17 protein-coding genes are annotated in these 16,348 nt (G+C 55.0%); 12 read left to right on the top strand and 5 right to left on the bottom strand.

The window, feature by feature from the left end; genetic code table 11:
* Nucleotides 1-121: 121 nt before the first annotated feature.
* Nucleotides 122-328 carry a hypothetical protein gene (locus QQJ87_RS13670; protein ID WP_284282418.1) on the bottom strand — a complete coding sequence of 69 codons (207 nt, stop codon included), beginning with the start codon at nucleotides 326-328 and terminating at the stop codon, nucleotides 122-124.
* A gap of 533 nt (nucleotides 329-861) precedes the next feature.
* Between QQJ87_RS13670 and QQJ87_RS13675 the strand changes: the two genes are divergently transcribed.
* Genes QQJ87_RS13675 through QQJ87_RS13695 form a run of 5 tightly spaced genes read left to right on the top strand, consistent with a single transcriptional unit; the run spans nucleotide 862 to nucleotide 5,090 of the window.
* Complete coding sequence (locus tag QQJ87_RS13675; protein ID WP_284282419.1) at nucleotides 862-1,335, top strand: 4Fe-4S dicluster domain-containing protein; 474 nt, start codon at nucleotides 862-864, stop codon at nucleotides 1,333-1,335.
* Between the two features lie 28 nt (nucleotides 1,336-1,363).
* A complete protein-coding gene (locus QQJ87_RS13680; RefSeq protein WP_284282420.1) occupies nucleotides 1,364-3,211 on the top strand; it encodes an aldehyde ferredoxin oxidoreductase family protein in 1,848 nt (615 codons plus the stop codon).
* The gene (locus QQJ87_RS13685) at nucleotides 3,208-4,557 is read left to right on the top strand and encodes an NAD(P)/FAD-dependent oxidoreductase (protein WP_284282421.1); all 1,350 of its coding nucleotides are present in this window, start codon (nucleotides 3,208-3,210) and stop codon (nucleotides 4,555-4,557) included. The genes QQJ87_RS13680 and QQJ87_RS13685 overlap by 4 nt, the downstream gene beginning before the upstream one ends.
* Nucleotides 4,524-4,775, top strand: a complete 252-nt coding sequence (gene thiS / locus QQJ87_RS13690) for a sulfur carrier protein ThiS (RefSeq protein WP_284282422.1) — start codon at nucleotides 4,524-4,526, stop codon at nucleotides 4,773-4,775. Before QQJ87_RS13685 ends, thiS begins: the two co-directional genes overlap by 34 nt.
* Nucleotides 4,776-4,781: 6 nt before the next feature.
* A complete protein-coding gene (locus tag QQJ87_RS13695; protein WP_284282423.1) occupies nucleotides 4,782-5,090 on the top strand; it encodes a hypothetical protein in 309 nt (102 codons plus the stop codon).
* On the opposite strand, the gene QQJ87_RS13700 is transcribed toward QQJ87_RS13695, so the two are convergent.
* From QQJ87_RS13700 to QQJ87_RS13710, 3 genes are read right to left on the bottom strand one after another with little or no spacing between them, the layout of a single operon-like run.
* Entirely contained in the window at nucleotides 5,087-6,682 is a 1,596-nt protein-coding gene (locus tag QQJ87_RS13700) for a phosphoethanolamine transferase (RefSeq protein WP_284282425.1), read from the bottom strand. The two genes, QQJ87_RS13695 and QQJ87_RS13700, sit on opposite strands and share 4 nt — an antisense overlap.
* Nucleotides 6,683-6,695: 13 nt before the next feature.
* The gene (locus tag QQJ87_RS13705) at nucleotides 6,696-7,319 is read right to left on the bottom strand and encodes a response regulator transcription factor (RefSeq protein WP_284282426.1); all 624 of its coding nucleotides are present in this window, start codon (nucleotides 7,317-7,319) and stop codon (nucleotides 6,696-6,698) included.
* On the bottom strand, nucleotides 7,291-8,454 hold the full coding sequence (locus QQJ87_RS13710; RefSeq protein WP_284282427.1) for a sensor histidine kinase: 1,164 nt from the start codon (nucleotides 8,452-8,454) through the stop codon (nucleotides 7,291-7,293). The genes QQJ87_RS13705 and QQJ87_RS13710 overlap by 29 nt, the downstream gene beginning before the upstream one ends.
* A gap of 111 nt (nucleotides 8,455-8,565) precedes the next feature.
* Between QQJ87_RS13710 and QQJ87_RS13715 the strand changes: the two genes are divergently transcribed.
* From QQJ87_RS13715 to QQJ87_RS13735, 5 genes are all read left to right on the top strand, one after another.
* The gene (locus QQJ87_RS13715; RefSeq protein ID WP_284282428.1) at nucleotides 8,566-10,881 is read left to right on the top strand and encodes a TonB-dependent receptor; all 2,316 of its coding nucleotides are present in this window, start codon (nucleotides 8,566-8,568) and stop codon (nucleotides 10,879-10,881) included.
* Between the two features lie 102 nt (nucleotides 10,882-10,983).
* Nucleotides 10,984-11,646 (top strand): MotA/TolQ/ExbB proton channel family protein, encoded by a 663-nt coding sequence (locus tag QQJ87_RS13720; protein ID WP_284282429.1) that lies wholly within the window; start codon nucleotides 10,984-10,986, stop codon nucleotides 11,644-11,646.
* A gap of 6 nt (nucleotides 11,647-11,652) precedes the next feature.
* Nucleotides 11,653-12,261: a hypothetical protein gene (locus tag QQJ87_RS13725; RefSeq protein ID WP_284282430.1), complete on the top strand. Its 609-nt coding sequence runs from the start codon at nucleotides 11,653-11,655 to the stop codon at nucleotides 12,259-12,261.
* Nucleotides 12,258-12,782: a hypothetical protein gene (locus tag QQJ87_RS13730; RefSeq protein WP_284282431.1), complete on the top strand. Its 525-nt coding sequence runs from the start codon at nucleotides 12,258-12,260 to the stop codon at nucleotides 12,780-12,782. The genes QQJ87_RS13725 and QQJ87_RS13730 overlap by 4 nt, the downstream gene beginning before the upstream one ends.
* Nucleotides 12,779-13,501 (top strand): hypothetical protein, encoded by a 723-nt coding sequence (locus tag QQJ87_RS13735; RefSeq protein WP_284282432.1) that lies wholly within the window; start codon nucleotides 12,779-12,781, stop codon nucleotides 13,499-13,501. Before QQJ87_RS13730 ends, QQJ87_RS13735 begins: the two co-directional genes overlap by 4 nt.
* 13 nt (nucleotides 13,502-13,514) lie before the next feature.
* On the opposite strand, the gene ycaC is transcribed toward QQJ87_RS13735, so the two are convergent.
* Nucleotides 13,515-14,144, bottom strand: coding sequence for an isochorismate family cysteine hydrolase YcaC (ycaC, locus tag QQJ87_RS13740; RefSeq protein ID WP_284282433.1), 630 nt, complete (start codon nucleotides 14,142-14,144; stop codon nucleotides 13,515-13,517).
* 301 nt (nucleotides 14,145-14,445) lie between these two features.
* Here ycaC and QQJ87_RS13745 point away from each other — a divergent pair, with 301 nt between their 5' ends.
* Together QQJ87_RS13745 and QQJ87_RS13750 are read left to right on the top strand one after the other, a co-directional pair.
* Nucleotides 14,446-15,279 carry an SDR family NAD(P)-dependent oxidoreductase gene (locus QQJ87_RS13745; protein ID WP_284282435.1) on the top strand — a complete coding sequence of 278 codons (834 nt, stop codon included), beginning with the start codon at nucleotides 14,446-14,448 and terminating at the stop codon, nucleotides 15,277-15,279.
* Nucleotides 15,276-16,343, top strand: coding sequence for an AraC family transcriptional regulator (locus QQJ87_RS13750; protein WP_284282436.1), 1,068 nt, complete (start codon nucleotides 15,276-15,278; stop codon nucleotides 16,341-16,343). Before QQJ87_RS13745 ends, QQJ87_RS13750 begins: the two co-directional genes overlap by 4 nt.
* The last annotated feature ends 5 nt before the right edge of the window (nucleotides 16,344-16,348 follow it).

Genomic DNA, 16,348 nt, shown 5'->3' on the forward strand with positions numbered 1-16,348 from the left:
TGAGTTGCTTAGTCGGCTATTACAGGCGTGCATGTCACTTGCGCTTGGCTTGCCCGAAAAAACGCTGATCAGAACCCTGGCTTTGGAAGCCCGAGCGACAACTCGTGGCTTTGCAAGCCACTCAAACATGTCGCAGGTCGGGCCTATTCCAAAGCTGCAGGCCCTGACCAGCCGGGCAACCCTGAATCGCGCTGCGTGACACACCCACCCGCAAAGCCTGACATTGCGGAACCTCGACGAAGCGATCCAGACCGACCTGCTGACCTGCTGACCTGCTGACCTGCTGACCTGCTGACTTGCTCAGCTTTACCCTCGCTACACTGTTCACTAACTTTGACCGAAGCCTCGGTCTGCCCCAAGCGCACTGCCCGGTCTGTCGAAGCCCGATTCAAGAATTGCCCCACTTGTGTTGACTCGCAGCCTTGGAATATGCCCGACCTGCGACATGTCTGAGCCCCGGCTTTACCGGGGCGAGTTGTCGCTCGGGCTTCCAAGGCCAGAGGCAATTACAAGTTGAATGGGCAATTCAAGGGCGAGACAGACTGGGCGGTGCGCTTGGAACAAGCACCCAGGCCAGAGGCAATTAAAAGTTCTATGGACAATTCAAGGGCAAGACAGACTGGGCGGTGCGCGGAGGAGGGCAAGACAGCCTGGGCTGGAGGCAACGATGTTCGCCTTGCAACACCTGTGTCATTTTGGAACAGTTGCGTCACACCATCCATGTCGAAAACCGGAAGTTATGCAAACAGTTGCCGAATGGAGCAGTTGATGGGTCTTTTAGTTGGCAGGGTTATTGCATAGAGCCTCTTGAAGCAGTTTGAACAAGAAAAACTGACAACTTAAAAAGGATGAGGTATCGGGATGCAAAAATCTCTTCAAATCAATCCAGACAAGTGCACGGGCTGCCTGCAATGCGAAATGGCATGTAGCTACGAGAACTATCAGGTGTTCAACACCTCGTTGTCGCGGATCAAGGTTTTCGATTTTCACCACACGGGCAAGAAAGTGCCCTACACCTGCACGCAGTGTGACGAGGCTTGGTGTCTGCACGCCTGTCCGGTTGAGGCGATCACCATGGACAAGCTCAGTGGTGTGAAGGTGGTGTCGGAAGACACTTGTGTGGGTTGCAAGGTTTGTACGATTGCCTGCCCCTTTGGCACGGTCAACTACGTGCAGGAAACCGGCAAGGTTCAGAAGTGTGACCTGTGCGGCGGTGAGCCCGCCTGTGCCGAGGCCTGCCCAACCGGCGCGATTACTTTTGTAGACGCCAACTGGACAGGTTTGGACAAGATGAAGCAGTGGGCTGAAAAGCTGAGTAACCAGACACACGCCTGACCACACGAACAGAATTGGGAGAAGCAACATGGCATGGACCGGAAAATTGCTGCGGGTCAACCTGACGGAAGGCACCTGCAAAAGTGAAGATTTGAAGATGGAATGGGCCCGGAATTATTTGGGTCAACGTGGCCTGGCCACCAAGTATTTTGTGGAAGAAGTGGACGCGAAGGTGGACCCACTGTCGCCTGAAAACAAGTTGATGTTTGCCACAGGGCCCTTGACTGGCACCATGGCCTCCACCGGTGGCCGTTATTCTGTGATCACCAAGGGCCCATTGACGGGTGCAATTGCCTGTTCAAATTCGGGTGGTTACTGGGGTGCAGAATTGAAAATGGCCGGTTGGGACATGGTCATTCTGGAGGGCAAGTCGCCCAAGCCTGTGTACCTGTACATTGAAAATGATGTGCCCAAGCTGTTGGATGCATCAGATCTGTGGGGCAAGAGTGTTTGGGAAACCGAGCCTGCGCTGAAGACCCGTCATCAAGACCCTTTGATCCGTGTGACATCGATTGGTCGCGCCGGTGAAAACCAGGTGCTTTACGCAGCCATCGTGAACGATTTGCACCGGGCTGCAGGACGTTCTGGCGTGGGTGCCGTCATGGGCTCCAAAAACCTGAAGGCGATTGCCGTGCGTGGCACCAAGGGTGTGGGCAATATCCACAATCCCAAAGAGTTCATGAAGGTTACCTTTGAGAAGAAGAAAATTCTGGCCGAAAACGCAGTGACAGGACAGGGCTTGCCAACCTATGGCACCCAGGTGTTGATGAACGTGATCAACGAGATGGGTGCAATGCCCACCAACAACCACCGCGAGGTGCAGTTTGATGGCGCGAAGGACATTTCTGGCGAAAAGATGCACGAGAAGCGTCCGACCGATGGCAAAGCCAATTTGGTGACCAATCAGGCGTGCTTTGGATGCACCATCGCGTGTGGCCGCATTTCAAAGATCGACGAAACGCACTTCACCGTGGAAAACAAACCCCAATACTGGGGTGCGTCTGGCGGACTTGAATATGAAGCCGCATGGGCGTTGGGATCTTCCAATGGCGTCAGTGACCTTGAGGCGCTGACCTATGTCAACTTCCTGTGCAATGAACACGGCATCGACCCAATCTCCTTCGGGGCTACGGTGTCTGCAGTCATGGAGTTGTACGAAATGGGTGTGTTGACCGAGCAGCAAATCGGTGTGAAGGCACCCTTCGGTTCTGCCGAGGCATTGACCAAACTGGCTGAATGGACGTGCAATGGCGAAGGTTTTGGCAAAGACGTTGGCTTGGGTTCCAAGCGATTGACGGCCAAATATGGTCATCCAGAGCTGTCCATGAGCGTGAAGGGCCAGGAATTTCCGGCTTACGATTCACGCGGCATTCAGGGCATGGGTTTGGCGTATGCCACCTCCAACCGGGGCGCCTGCCACCTGCGCGGCTACACGGTGGCCTCCGAGGTGCTGGGTATTCCCGTGAAGACAGATCCTTTGACCACCGATGGCAAGCCCGAGTTGGTGAAGGCCTTCCAGGACGCCACTGCGGTGTTTGACTCTGCCGGTATTTGTGTGTTCACCAGTTTTGCCTGGACCTTGGCGGATGTACAGCCACAGGTTGCAGCCGCTTGTGGTGACGAGTTCGACATGGACAACCTGGGTGTGATTGGCGAGCGGATCTGGAACCTGGAGCGTCAGTTCAACCTCAATGCCGGCTTCACGAAAGCCGACGATGACTTGCCTGCGCGTCTGAAAAAAGACGCAGCCAAGGTAGGACCCGCCAAGGGCTTGGTCAGTGGTGTTGAAAAGATGCTGCCTGAGTATTATGAGTTGCGCGGCTGGGATGCTGAAGGCCGACCACGCAAGGAAACCCTGGAGAAATTGGGCCTATGACAACGCGGCACGTTATTTTAGGTAACGGGCCGGCGGGTGTGGTCGCTGCGGAGCAAATCAGAAAGCAGCGACCCCACGATTCAATCGTGATGGTGGGGGCCGAACCTGAGCCCCCGTATTCCCGCATGGCCATTCCTTACCTGTTGATCGGCAAGGTGGGTGAAAAAGGCACCTATCTGCGCAAAGACCCCGACCATTTCAAGCGACAGAATATTCTGGAAGTGCAGGCCAGGGCCACCCGTCTTGACACCAAAGGCAAGGTGGTTCACCTGGACAATGGGCAGCAGTTGCCTTACGACAAGTTGTTGATTGCAACGGGTGCTCGGCCCATTTCGCCACCCATCCCAGGTGTGAATTTGCCGGGCGTGTACCCCTGCTGGACGCTTGAAAACGCGCGTCAAATCATCGAGTTGGCCAAGCCAGGTTCGCGCGTTCTGCAAATGGGTGCGGGTTTTATCGGCTGCATCATTATGGAAGCATTGGCCTTGCGGGGCGTGAAGCTGACGGTGGTCGAAATGGGCAACCGCATGGTGCCCCGCATGATGACGGAAGGCGCGGGCAGCATGATTCGCGACTGGTGCATTGCCAAGGGTGTGAACGTGCATTGTTCCACCAAGGTTGAAGCCATTGAGCAGGGCGGCAAGCCCGCTGGTTTGATGGGCAAAATCGGTGCGGCACTGGGCATGGGTGGTGGGCAATCTTCCGGTGCCCCTTTGCTGGCCAAGCTCAGCAATGGTGAAACGCTGGAGTGTGATTTGATCATTTCAGCCACGGGTGTGAAGCCGAATCTGGATTTTCTGGAAGGTTCAGGCCTGGAAGTGGATCAGGGCTTGCTGGTCGACGATCACATGCAGACCAATGTGCCCGATGTGTTTGCCGCGGGTGATGTGGCGCAAGTGCGCGACTTTTCCACTGGCCAGAAAACGGTCAACATGATTCAACCGGCTGCCGCAGATGACGCGCGCATTGCCGCTCAGAACATGATGGGCCTGGGGACCGAGACTCAAGGCAGCCTGGCCATGAACGTGCTGGACACGCTTGGCTTGATTGCGGCGTCTTTTGGTCAATGGTGGGGTTCTGACACGGGCCAGAGCGTTGAGCTGGTTCGCAAGGAATCGTTCAATTACTTGCGACTCGAATTTGAAGGAGATGTGCTGATCGGTGCGACAAGCTTGGGCCTGACCGACCACGTGGGCGTATTGCGTGGCCTGATTCAGGGCAAAATCAGGCTGGGCGAGTGGAAAGACATTCTGCTCGAAGACCCAACCCGATTAATGGAAGCCTATCTGGCTTGCGCACAGTCACAAAGCACATGGAAATTACCTTCAAACTCTTTGCAACACTGACTGACTATCTGCCGCCGAATCGCAAAGACAACGCGGTTCGGCTGACAGTCAATGAGGGCAGCAGCGTTCAATCTGTCATCGAACAGTTCAATCTGCCAGAAAAGCTGACGCACCTGGTACTGGTCAATGGGGTCTACGTGGGCCCTGCGGATCGGGCAGGGCGGGTGTTGGTGGCTGATGATGTGCTGGCCATTTGGCCGCCAATCGCTGGAGGTTGAGTGTCGATGCCTGACTCTGCATTCAAATGCATCAGCCTGCGTGACATGGCCTGCACGGAACGGGAGTTGTTGCGCTGGCTGGGTGTAATGGAAACCCTGTTTGAACCGGCAGGGCGTGAAGCCGCTGTTTGGTCATTCAAGCTGAATGGAGGTCATGCGCGCATCGCCTGGTCACCCTTGCCTGATCGGGTGATCGCATTGGTTCGGCTCAAAAGGCTTGAAGTTCGTCTGGAGTGTGAACAATCGGTGCCGGATGACGAGGCGCGCCGGTTTGTGTTTGAGTTTGACCGCCACACGCAAAGGGGCGGCGGTTAACGTTCTGTACCCAGTTGATCGACCTTGCATTCGCTGGTTTCAACGTCGAAACCCATTAGCAGCGCACAAAACAGATCGTCCTGGCTGAAACGCTTGTCTTCAAATCGCTTGAACTGATCAATGCTGTAGCGATTGTTCTTGCCGAACCACAAGACGGCGGGCACGTGCTTTTGTGCATCGGGTGCAAAGGCGTAAGGGGCTCCATGCAGGTACAAGCCGTTTTCTCCCAGTGATTCGCCATGGTCGCTGAGGTAGGCCATGGTGGTGGCGTACTTGTCGTCGTTGGCTTTTAGCAGGTCAATGACCTTGGCCAGAAAGTGGTCGGTGTACAAAATGGCGTTGTCGTAGGCGTTGATGATTTGCGCCTGGCTACATTGTGCAAGCTCATTCGTTTTGCACACTGGCGTGAATTTCTCGAATTGTTTGGGGTAACGCTTGTAGTAAGCCGGACCGTGATTGCCCATTTGGTGCAACACAATCAGGATGTCTTTGTTGGCGTGTTTGTTGATGTAGTCCTGAAGCCCTACCAGCATGCCCACGTCGCGACATTCGGAATCACAGTGGGTGTTGGGTGGCGATTTTTTATAATCCTGAAACTCAATGCGCAAGGCAACCGCCTTGGAGTCGGAATTGTTGTCGCGCCAAAGCACCTGTACGCCCAGGCGCTTGAGCACATCCAGAGCGTTTTCGCGGTTTTTGGCTTCGCCAATGTCAAAGTCACCCTGGTGCAGGTCAGAAAACATGCAGGGCACCGAGACTGCCGTTGCCGTGCCGCAAGACCACATGTTTTTCAGGCTGAGTACCCCAATTTTTTCAAGTTCAGGGTTGGTGTTGCGCGGGTATCCATTCAAGGAAAAATGATCTGCGCGTGCGGTTTCGCCGACCACCAAAATGGTCAGCTTGTGTGGCCCCCCTTGGCTGACTATTTTGCTGTCTGTTGCAGTGGCCGCCAAAGGCATGGGCGAATTGTCTTTGACGATCTCTCGCCCCAGCTTAATGACGGAGTAGATGTAAAACGTTGGGTTGGCATAAAAGCGAACGCTTTTGTGTGCCCTGAAAAACGTGGCGTAGTGGCTGGTCAGTGGTGCAATCGCACAGGCCATCAAAATTAGCGACAGCAGTGCAAGCCATGCCTTGGAGCGTGCGCCCACCCAGAAACCCCGATTGGGTTTGCTGTAACGAACCATCAGCCAAGCGGGTAAAATGCCCAGAAATGCCAGTCGCAAAACCAACGGCCAGCTCAGCAGGTCGAGTGTTTCCGAGGCGTTGGTTTGCAGCATGTTGGTCAGCATGTCTGCGTCAATCATGGCACCGTAGGTGTCCATGAAATAGGCTGCTGCTGCACTGGCAAACAGAACAAAAGCCAGAACCCATTTGCCCGCTCTGGAGAAGACGATCAGGTTCAGAACAAACAGGGTGGCTGCAAAAAACAGCACAAACACCGAGGCCAGAAATGGCGTATTGGCGAGCGACAAGGGGTAAATGTCAAACACTCTGCCGAAAAAGCTGAAGTTGCCTGTCACCATGATGAACAGGGAAGCCCAAACAATGCTGAGTTCCTGGCGGTTGATGTGTCTGGTCAGAAAATTCAAGTCAATGCCTTGTTTATGTGGACAGCGGTCTTGGGTTCAAGCCTTTGTTCCAGGCCCAGAAGGCCAATTCAAAATCGGTTTGCAGATTCAGCTTTTGCCGGATCTGCGACAAGTTGTTGCTGACTGTTTTTGTGCTAATGCCAAGCGAGATGGCGGTCTGCTCGATGGTTGCGCCCGCTGTCAGGCTGCGCACGATGTCCATCTCCCGGGCGGTCAGCACCTCCACGTTGACCTGCGCATTTTCAATGTCGCTGGACGAGGCCACCTGATTGCCCAATACACGCTGAATGACCTGAATCAATTCCTCGGGCGGGCTGCTTTTGGTGACATAGCCATTGGCCCCTTGCTCAATGGCTTTGCTGGCGATCACCGGCGTGTCGTGCATGCTGAGCACCACAATTTTCAGAGTAGGGTGCTTCAGGCGCAGGCGCTTAATCAGTTCAAAACCGCTTTGCCCGGGCATGCTGATGTCGACAACAGCCAGATCAATTTTTTCCTGCTCAAGCAAAGCCCAGGCGTCGTTGGCGTTGCTGGCTTCACCTGCAACCAGCAGGTGTTTCTCCATTTCGATAAAGCGCCTGTAACCAGCACGCACAGCGGCGTGGTCGTCAACCAGCAGGATCTTGCACTGTAGCATTGGCGAGGTTTTCAGGAATCAAGGGGCAGTGGCATTCTAACGCAAAGCGTCCATCCTGCCGACGCCAGTGCGCCTGGCCACCCAATCCGTTGAGTCTTTCTGTGATGCCACAGAGGCCCAAAGAGGGCAACACCGGCCTTTGATCATCGGCAACGCCGTCATTTTCAACAATCAGTATCAGTGTTTTGCCTGTTGATTCAGCCCCAGCCAGTATCTTGACGTGTTTGGCCTGGCTGTGCCGGGCCGCATTGGTCAAGGCTTCTTGCAACACGCGAAACAAGATCACAGCGGTGTCTTTGGCCAGTGATGGGGTGTTGTCCTGCCATGCGAAATCGACAAACCAGCCTTTGCGCTTTGCCCAGGTTTCAACCAGGTCTATGGTGGCATCCCGAAGAGAAACGTCCATGACCAGCAGAGGTTTGAGCTCTCGCAGAGAACTGCGCAGCCAGCTCATCATGTCTTGCGATTGCTGTTGAATGGCGAGGGCTGCGTCGCGTGCATTGCCTTCGGTGGTTTTAGTCAAAAAGGCGGCGTTGACCGCAATCGACGTCAGCATTTGGCCCAAGTGGTCGTGCAGGTCTTGGGCAATCGTTTGACGTTCTTGCTCTTGCACTTTCACCACGCGCTGGTACAGCGACTTGCTGTGTTGCTGTTCGGTCTGCAAGGTGGCAATCAGCCGTTCAATGCCGGCCTGCAGCTGGTTCAATTCGCTGAGCACAGGCGGTGGGGGTGGTTTGGCGTGGCTATTTTCTTGATCGTAACTTTTCAGCCACTGCAAGGTGGCCTTGAGAGGTTTGTCCAGCATGGGTTTTAACGACAGCCAGACCACCACCCCACTGCCAAGTCCCATCAACAGCAACATGCCGATGGTCAGCACAAAGTCATCGCGCGCTTCAAGGTGTTCAGCCCCCGATTTTGCACGCGCCAGCGAGCTTGCCATTGCATTCAGGCTTTCGGGCGTCTGAGCCGGGTTTTGCAGCAGAGAATCTTGCACCTGCTGAACCAGCTTGAGCGAGTTTTGGTATTCGCTGGTGACGTCGTTTTGCCCGGTGGCTTTCAGTACAGCCATGCACAACAGCAGCCAGAGCCCAAGCCAGACAAAAAGCCGCTTCAGCAGCAAATGATTCAAGCGCATGGCGCTTTTCTCCGAGTGGGGTGCTTTTCAGGAAAACTTCCCTGTTGAAAAACACCGGGTTTATTTAGTCTTTAAACACGACTACAAGAATAAACAGGCATTTGAGGCTACATGATAATCAGAACCACCAAAAACCCACGATTGAAATGTGCAACTGCAGCCACAGCCGCGCTGCTTTGCGGTATTCCACTGGCACATTCGGCCGACGGTCAACTGGGCGACATCACCGTGATCAGTTCCACCCCTTTGCCAGGTCTGGGTGTTGCCAAAGACAGTGTGCCAGCGCCAGTGCAAACACTGAATTCAAAGGCCATTGAAAACACCAACGCCAGCTCGGTCACTGACATTCTCAATGACAAGCTGGGCAGTGTTTACATCAATGACATTCAAAACAACGCCTATCAGCCTGATCTGAATTACCGGGGTTTTACTGCCTCGCCTTTATTGGGCACGCCGCAGGGTTTGTCGGTTTACATGGACGGTGTGCGTCTGAACCAGCCGTTTGGCGATGTGGTCAGTTTTGATCTCATACCCAAAGCCGCGCTGGAAAGCATTACGCTGGTGCCCGGTTCCAACCCGGTGTATGGGTTAAACACATTGGGAGGTGCGGTGTCCATACGCACCAAGGACGGCCGAAGTGCACCCGGCACCAGCATTGAATTGACAGGTGGCAATCGCAGCGCCTGGGGTCTGGAATTCGAACATGGTGGCAGTGACAACACCCGTGGTTTGAACTGGTATTTGACGGCCAACCAGGAGGGCGACAACGGTTGGCGCCCCTATTCGCCCAGCGACATCAAGCAGTTGTTTGGCAAACTGGGTTGGGCCAACGATTCCACCGACATGAGTTTGACCTTGTCATTGGCCGACAATTCGCTGTCGGGCAACGCCTTGCAGGAATACCGACTGATGCAGCGTGACTATGCCAGTGTGTACACCACGCCCGACATCACCAACAACAGGGCGGTGTTTGTGAACCTGGCGGGTACGCATTTTTTGAATGATTACTGGTCGTTGGAAGGCAACCTGTATTACCGAAAGATCAAAACCAACACCTACAACGGTGACTTGGGCGACCCCACGGGGGTACCCACGCCGGTAGATTGCATGACCAACCCCAGCACAGCCAACTGCAGCGCCTTGATCAACCGAACCAACACCGACCAAGACAACACGGGGGCCAGCCTGCAATTGTCCTCCAATCAGGCGGTTTGGACATTGCCCAATGTGGTCACCTACGGTGTGGCCGTGGACACCAGCACCGTGCGCTTTGGCCAAACTTCACAGTTGGCCTACCTGAACGCGGACCGAAGCGTGACCAGCGTGCCGGCCTTCAACCCCGCCAACCAGGTCGGCCTGACCGGCAGCATGCGAACCTACAGCCTGTATGCCACAGACACGTTGACCTTGAGCAAACAGTGGTACTTGACCGGCAGCGGGCGATTCAACCGCACACACGTCAGCACCAGCGATCTGCTGAATCCGGGTGGGGGGCCAGGCTCACTGGATGGCGACCACAACTTCAGCCGCTTCAATCCGGCCGTGGGGGTGTCGTACAAGCCTTCCAACACGCTGAACTGGTACGCCGGTTACAACGAGGGAAGCCGTGCCCCTTCGGTGATTGAATTGGGTTGTGCCGACTCCAACAATCCGTGCACATTACCCAACTCGCTGGGCGGTGATCCGCCTTTGAAGCAGGTGGTCACCAAAACCAAAGAGCTGGGTGTGCGTGGGCAAACCCCTGGCGGCTTTCACTGGTCAGCCAATGTGTTTCGCGCTGACAATTACGACGATTTGCTGTTTGTCGCCTCGCCCACCACGCAGGGTCAAGGCTACTTCAAGAATTTTGGGCAAACCCGCCGGCAGGGTCTTGAGCTTGGGTTGGACAAATCGTATTCACAGTTGGCCTGGAAGGCAAATTACACCTTTCTGGACGCCACTTATCAAAGTTCGGACACCTTGACCGGTGGCGCCAACAGCACTCAAGACGCCAACGGCAACATCACGGTCAACCCCGGCAACCACATACCACTGGTGCCTCGCCACGTCTTCAAGCTGAACACCAGCTGGAAGGTCAACAGTGTGTTTCGCACAGGGCTGGACATGATTGCGATCGGGCGGAGTTACGCACGCGGCAACGAAAACAACCAGCATCAGGCCGACGGTGTGAATTTTCTGGGTTCGGGTGAGGTGCCCGGTTATGCGATTTTCAACTTGAATGCCAATTACGATGTCCACAAGAACGTGGAGTTGTGGGCCAAAGTGACCAATCTGTTCGACCGTCATTATTCAACCAGCGGACTTCTGGGCGCCACAGGTTTTGACCCCAATGGCACTTACCTGGGGGCAAATACGGTGAATTCCACGTTCTACGGCCCGGGTGCTCCGCGATCATTCTGGGTGGGTGTAAAAATCGCGGTGGACTAGGCTGGAACACGGATTGCTTTGACAGCCAGATGAACACGGAATACAGGCGTCAGCGGACGCCTGTTGTGTCAATTTGAAACACGCCGTACCCGGAGCCTGACGTTGAACCCACACAAGTACACCATTTTTCTGTATTGGTTGTTGATTGCCAGCGCCACGGCGCTTGCCGCCGCCATCGTGTGGGATCAAGGTTTGTTGTTGAAGATCTTCATTCTGGACAACACGCGCATTTGCGCATTCATCGCTTTCTGTTTTGTTGGGGGCACCCTGCTGGCGGGCTGGCGCAGTCTGTATCTGTCTCGGCAGGCTGAGTATCTGGACGAGATTCAACGCAACCCTCGCCGAGTGCAATTCGAGCCTGGCCAGTCCATCTGCTGGGACTACCTCAGTCACCATGACCCCATGGCCAAGGCCAGTGAAGGCCAGTTGCTGGCCGAGGTGATGGCTGAAGAGGCCCGCGGCAATCATCAGATCGGCTGGTTTTTGGCAGGCCTCATGATCAAGCTGGGCTTGCTGGGCACGGTGGTTGGGTTTGTGATGATGTTGGCCACTCTGCAAGGCATTTCTACGCTGGATGTGAAAGACATCCAAGGGGTTATGGCTCAAACCACCGGCGGCATGGGGGTGGCCATGTACACCACACTGGTGGGCTTGGTGGGCAGCATTTTGCTGGGCCTGCAATACATTTTGCTGGATCGCTTTGCCGATGGACTGGTGGCCCGCGCCGTGCGGTTTGCACATGTGTTCAATCAGGCAAAAGGCTGAAGCTGCATGGCGCTTTTCAAGCACAACAGTGACCTGGACATTGATCCATTCACTGACCTGATCTTCAACACGCTGTTGACCTTCACTTTTTTGTTTTTGATTTCGCTGTTTTTGCTGAACCCACCCGCCAAAAGCGGCATCATCGACCCGAAAGCAGAATTGCTGATCACGGTCAGCTGGCCAGACAACAACCCGGATGACGTGGACGTCTGGGGGGCTGGGCCGGGCGACACACTGGTGTGGTACATGCACCCGCAAGATGGCTTGATGAACATTGACCGCGACGACAGGGGCATGGCCAATGACACGCAGCTCGTCAACGGGCAGGTCATCTCGAACCCCCTGAACCAGGAGGTGCTGACTGTGCGTGGCAGAACCCCCGGCGAGTACATCGTCAACCTGAATTACTTCAAAAGCGAAGACCACAAGCCCGTGCCCGTGAAGGTGTACCTGGCTGACGTCAACCCCAAACTGCAAGTGCTGTATTACGGCGAATTTGTGCTGCAGCATGAAAAAGACGAGTTGACGGCCTTTCGGTTCACCATCGATGGCGATGGCAAGGTCGTTGACATCAATCAACTTCAAAAATCTCTCGTAAAGGCACAAGAAAAATGACAGAGGTACTGATCGGCCTGACCCTGGCCTACGTGTTCGTGGTGTTACTTTTGCTGATTGTGCTGATACGCGGCAATTTGAAATGGATGATCAAGGCCCTGCTGGTGGTGCTGGCCATGGGCATGAACTGGTACACCTATCAAACCTGGCAGGGGGTGCAGGGCTGGCCTTCGCCTGTGGCCATGCCCACCCATTTTTTGCTGCACTATGCGGTCATCGATGAGCCCAATCAGAAAAAGGGCACCAAAGGCCACCTGTACGTGTGGGCCAGTGAAATCAGCAAAGCCAAACCCAGCGAGCAACCCCGTGCTTATGAGCTGCCTTACAGCACTGACCTGCATGCCAAGCTGGAGTCGGCCATGCGAAAAATCGGCAATGGCCAGTTGCAGATGGGGCGTATCACGGGCGGAGAGACCAAAAACCGCCTGAATGTTCGCGATTACACGCGCATTGGCGACAAAAGCGCAGGGCTGGACCTGGAGTTCAGCAATCTGCCTGATCCACAACTGCCGGAGAAATGATGATGATTCGGCGATGGATGGCAATCGGGCTGGGCGTGATGACGCTGTTGAGTGGCTGTGGCTCCAAGAGCACTTACTTTCCGCTTGAAAAGGGGCGCACCTGGAGTTACGTGATGCGCTACGAGCGCCCCGATGGAAAGACGCAAGAAGTGATGCAAATTCGCACCTTGGGCAAAGCCGATTATACGGATGCCAAGGGTGCGTCTGAAACAGCCTATGTAAGGCGCACCAGCAGTGGCACCGATTATTACCTCAGCGTCAAACCCGAGGGCGTGTACAGGGTGGCCAAACGGGTGGTGGTTCAGTTTGACCCCGTGGCGGATGCCAAGCCGAGGCTGGTCATGCCCATGGGGAAAAACCTGCGCATCGGTTACAGCTGGGCGATGGAGACCCAACCCATGCTGATTCAATGGCAAGGCACGTTTGCCGAGGCCAATGGCAGTGTGAAGCCCTTTGACATGACTTATCAGGTGGCGGCGCTGGATGACACCATAGACACCCCGGCGGGTCACTTCACGCATTGCATACGCATTGAGGGTGAAGGCAAGATCACCATCTACGCCAACCCGGCCTCGGGCTATCAGGAAGTGCTGATCAACCAGCGCGAATGGTACGCACCCGGCGTGGGCCTGGTGCGTCTTGAACGGGATGAACCCCTGAACATGGACATCATCAAGGGTGGCAAGGCGGTGATGCAACTGGTGGATTATTCCGATTAATCCACCGTGTGCATCAAGCCTTGTTGTTCGTCAGGGTTTGAAAACTGTGAATCAGATTCCGGTAATCAGGAATGTGATTGGAGAACAGCGTGCCCAGACCCTCAACGTCGTTTCTCCAGTCGCGGTGCAGTTCACAGGCAGCGCCAAACCAGGTCATCAGCTGTGCGCCCGCGGCAGCCATGCGTTGCCAGGCGGCATCTCGGGTCAATGCATTGAATGTGCCCGATGCATCGGTGATGACAAACACCTCGAAGCCCTCTTGCAAGGCTGACAAGACAGGAAAAGAAACACACACTTCGGTCACCACGCCGGCCACGATCAGTTGCTTTTTCCCCGTGGCTTTGACCGCTGCTACAAAATCCTCATTGTCCCAGGCGTTGATCTGACCGGGTCGGGCAATGAAGGGTGAATCCGGAAATATCGCTTTGAGTTCTGGCACCAGGGGGCCATTGGGGCCATTTTCGAAACTGGTGGTCAAAACCGTCGGCAAATTGAAGTACTTCGCGCAATCGGCCAAAGCCAGAACGTTGTTTTTGAACTTGTCCGGATCGATGTCGCGAACCAGTGAAAGCAGACCGGTTTGATGGTCAACCAGCAGAACAGCAGCGTCATCCTTGTTCAGGCGAATGTAGTTTTGGGTCATGGCTTTTCCTCCGTTGAAAAGCCCAGAGCTTAGGCAGACAGTGCTGCATTGAACATGGTGATGCGGTGGCGACGAATCGTGATTCGCCAGGAAATAGGGCTTTGTAGAGCTCGGTCAATGCCTTGATAATCCAGTCTTGATGCGGCCTAGAGGGTGTTTTTGCCCGAATGCCAAATGGCAAGTGGAACGTGCCGCAGTGGACACGGTGGCCGAAAATGACAATTCAATGGCCTTTTAAGCACCGATCTGAAAATCTGCTTGCGGTACAGTGTGGATAGTCCAAATTCTCTCAGGAGCAGTCATGCCCGATCATCACAAAAACAGGTTCTGGAAAAACCGTCGAGTGCTCGTCACCGGTGCAGGCAGCGGGATTGGTCGTGAAATTGCCCGACAGTTACACACCCATGGTGCCAACGTGTTTGCAGTCAGTCTGCATCAGCACGAACTGGATCAATTGGCCGACAGCCTTGACTATGACACGCATCGACTTCAATGCCTTGCGATGGATCTCACTGCCCAAGGGGCGGTGAAGCAGCTGCTGGCCTATCTGGATGAGCATCACATCACCATTGAAGCCCTGTTTAACAATGCAGGCACTGCCTTGTTTGGACCTCATATTGAATTGGACCCCAAGGCAGTCAGCAACATGCTGACCCTGAACATTCAGGTGATGAGCGAAATGGCCAGCGAGATGGCCCGACACATGGTGAATCGGCGCGTGGCGGGCCATATCCTGAATGTGGCCTCCATCGCGTCATTTGCGCCCGTGCCTAACCTGGCGGCCTACAGCGCGAGCAAGCATTATGTGTTGGCGTTCACGCATGCGTTGGCGCTTGAATTGCGCACCCACAACATTCACGTTGGCGCGTTTTGTCCGGGTATTACCCGCACCCCCATCATTGAAAAAATGGGTCTGAATTCTGGCAGTCAGAATCGCAATTCCGTGAGCTTCCTGGCGTCCAAACTGGCCACGCCGGTGACGCCCGTTGCAGCCTGTGCACTTCGCGCCATGCGGGATGAAAAGGCATTGGCGCTGCCGGGTGTCAATCAGTTGGTGCCCTTGGGCAGACTGATACCTGGCCGCGTGCTCAGCAGTTTGGTATTCCGGTTTCTTTCCGGTCGTCAGCCTGCATGAACGAGCTTGCTGCTCAAGGGCACGACCTGGCCACCTGGTTTTTCAAGCCTGTCATTCCGGCGACTTACGCCAAAACCGTGTTGAATGTGGCGCGTTCAAGAGGTCTGAACATCGAACATGTGGCCTGCCACGCAGGCCTGGACCTTGCCTTGCTGGATGATCCAGCGGCCCGTGTATTGCCGCTGGTCCACATGAATGTTGTGCAACAAATTCTCAGTCAGACCGGGGATCATGGCCTGGGGTTTGAAATCGGTCTTGCACTGCCTTTGACCAGCCACGGTGATTTGGGTTTTGCCGTCATGTGCGCCGGTTCCCTCTGCGAGGTTTTTGACCTGTTGCATCGCTTCTGGAATTTGCAGGAAAAGGCGATTAGCCTGGTGGCCGAGGTTCATCCACGGCAGGCCACGATTACCTTGACCACGCCCCTGCAATTGCCTGCACCCGTCGAGCAAGTGTATTTTGAATGCCTGTTGGCCATGATTGTTCGCGCTTTGCAAATGTTGACAGGAAGCCAAGCGCTGCCCGGGCAAGTCAACTTGAAGGGGCCAGAGCGTGACTATGTAAAGCGGTTTGCAGAGGTGCTTCCACCCCTTCGCTTCAACATGCCCAACTGGCAGTACACCATTCCGGTGGAGTGGATGGAGGTGCGCCTTCCGATGTCCAATCCCGACATGCTGGCCGCCGCTGTGCTGCGTTGTGAACGTGAATTGGCGATGCTGGCGGGTGACCCCAAGGATTTCATGACTCGCGTGCAGCAAGCGCTCACTCTCGGAGCGGGCGGCTACCCCGATCAGCAAACCATCGCACGGCACTTGAATGTGTCTGTGCGGACCTTTCGGCGTCGCTTGCTGCTGTGTGGCACCAGCTACCGGGAATTGCTTGAACTGGCCCAGCGCAAAGACGCGGTCTGCCTGCTTGAAAGTTCGAATCTCAAGGTGCAACAAATTGCAGCCAGGCTGGGCTATTTGAATTCTGGCAACTTTTCAAGGGCATTCAAAAGCTGGACAGGGCTGTCTCCAGAGGCATTCCGTCGTCATCGTGTTGAACAGGCACGTGGCAATTAGGCTGT

It is taken from the genome of Limnobacter litoralis (assembly GCF_030160455.1).
Taxonomy (GTDB): Bacteria; Pseudomonadota; Gammaproteobacteria; order Burkholderiales; family Burkholderiaceae_B; genus Limnobacter; species Limnobacter litoralis.

What these genes read in the sequence shown, in the direction of transcription:
- QQJ87_RS13675 (WP_284282419.1), top strand. Translation starts at nt 862, where the DNA reads ATGCAAAAATCTCTTCAAATCAATCCAGACAAGTGCACGGGCTGCCTG.
- QQJ87_RS13680 (WP_284282420.1), top strand. Translation starts at nt 1,364, where the DNA reads ATGGCATGGACCGGAAAATTGCTGCGGGTCAACCTGACGGAAGGCACC.
- QQJ87_RS13685 (WP_284282421.1), top strand. Translation starts at nt 3,208, where the DNA reads ATGACAACGCGGCACGTTATTTTAGGTAACGGGCCGGCGGGTGTGGTC.
- thiS (WP_284282422.1), top strand. Translation starts at nt 4,524, where the DNA reads ATGGAAATTACCTTCAAACTCTTTGCAACACTGACTGACTATCTGCCG.
- QQJ87_RS13695 (WP_284282423.1), top strand. Translation starts at nt 4,782, where the DNA reads ATGCCTGACTCTGCATTCAAATGCATCAGCCTGCGTGACATGGCCTGC.
- QQJ87_RS13705 (WP_284282426.1), bottom strand. Translation starts at nt 7,319, where the DNA reads ATGCTACAGTGCAAGATCCTGCTGGTTGACGACCACGCCGCTGTGCGT.
- QQJ87_RS13710 (WP_284282427.1), bottom strand. Translation starts at nt 8,454, where the DNA reads ATGCGCTTGAATCATTTGCTGCTGAAGCGGCTTTTTGTCTGGCTTGGG.
- QQJ87_RS13715 (WP_284282428.1), top strand. Translation starts at nt 8,566, where the DNA reads ATGATAATCAGAACCACCAAAAACCCACGATTGAAATGTGCAACTGCA.
- QQJ87_RS13725 (WP_284282430.1), top strand. Translation starts at nt 11,653, where the DNA reads ATGGCGCTTTTCAAGCACAACAGTGACCTGGACATTGATCCATTCACT.
- QQJ87_RS13730 (WP_284282431.1), top strand. Translation starts at nt 12,258, where the DNA reads ATGACAGAGGTACTGATCGGCCTGACCCTGGCCTACGTGTTCGTGGTG.
- QQJ87_RS13735 (WP_284282432.1), top strand. Translation starts at nt 12,779, where the DNA reads ATGATGATGATTCGGCGATGGATGGCAATCGGGCTGGGCGTGATGACG.
- ycaC (WP_284282433.1), bottom strand. Translation starts at nt 14,144, where the DNA reads ATGACCCAAAACTACATTCGCCTGAACAAGGATGACGCTGCTGTTCTG.
- QQJ87_RS13745 (WP_284282435.1), top strand. Translation starts at nt 14,446, where the DNA reads ATGCCCGATCATCACAAAAACAGGTTCTGGAAAAACCGTCGAGTGCTC.
- QQJ87_RS13750 (WP_284282436.1), top strand. Translation starts at nt 15,276, where the DNA reads ATGAACGAGCTTGCTGCTCAAGGGCACGACCTGGCCACCTGGTTTTTC.